The organism is Bacillus sp. LR--39, from assembly GCF_053613335.1.
In genome coordinates this window covers 1-1,023 of the sequence record NZ_JBSIOT010000373.1, presented here as the reverse complement: position 1 = coordinate 1,023, position 1,023 = coordinate 1, and the positions used below count along the sequence as shown (strand labels likewise).

Genomic DNA, 1,023 nt, shown 5'->3' with positions numbered 1-1,023 from the left:
AATCAAGCGGAAATTATCGCATGTGTCGGGAACTTCCACGGCCGCACGATGCTGGCGGTATCTCTTTCTTCTGAAGAAGAATATAAACGAGGATTCGGCCCGATGCTTCCGGGAATCAAACTCATTCCTTACGGCGATGTGGAAGCGCTTCGACAGGCCATTACGCCGAATACAGCGGCATTCTTGTTTGAACCGATTCAAGGCGAAGCGGGCATTGTGATTCCGCCTGAAGGATTTTTACAGGAAGCGGCGGCGATTTGTAAGGAAGAGAATGTCTTGTTTATTGCGGATGAAATTCAAACGGGTCTCGGACGTACAGGCAAGACGTTTGCCTGTGACTGGGACGGCATTGTTCCTGATATGTATATCTTGGGCAAAGCGCTTGGCGGCGGTGTGTTTCCGATCTCATGCATTGCGGCGGACCGCGAGATCCTAGGCGTGTTTAACCCGGGCTCACACGGCTCAACATTTGGCGGAAACCCGCTTGCATGTGCAGTGTCTATCGCTTCATTAGAAGTGCTGGAGGATGAAAAACTGACGGATCGTTCTCTTGAGCTCGGCGAATACTTTAAGAGCGAGCTTGAGAGCATTGACAGCCCGGTTATTAAAGAAGTCCGCGGCAGAGGGCTGTTTATCGGTGTGGAATTGACGGAAGCGGCACGTCCGTATTGTGAGCGTTTGAAGGAAGAAGGGCTTTTATGCAAGGAAACGCATGATACAGTCATTCGTTTTGCACCGCCATTAATCATTTCCAAAGAGGATTTGGATTGGGCGATAGAGAAAATTAAGCACGTGCTGCAAAACGCATAAATCCGCACCATGGCGGGATATTCACTTCGTTTGTATAAATTTACAACAGAAAAATCAGCACTCCCTATTTGCTCAGCTACAGTATTTTAGTATAATGTATCTTTATGAGAAGAAGTGAATTTTATATTAAATAGATAGAGACTCTTTGGACAGCAAACTGGGATAGCATCATGCAGATGTTCCAGCTTAGATCCAATACAAGTTGCTGAAGGG

1 protein-coding gene is annotated in these 1,023 nt (G+C 47.0%); it reads left to right on the top strand.

Features of this window, described 5'->3' with window-relative positions:
* A partial coding sequence (gene rocD / locus ACWHAR_RS23345; protein WP_452087985.1) for an ornithine aminotransferase occupies positions 1 to 810 on the top strand: 810 nt, incomplete at its 5' end.
* Positions 811 to 1,023 lie beyond the last annotated feature (213 nt).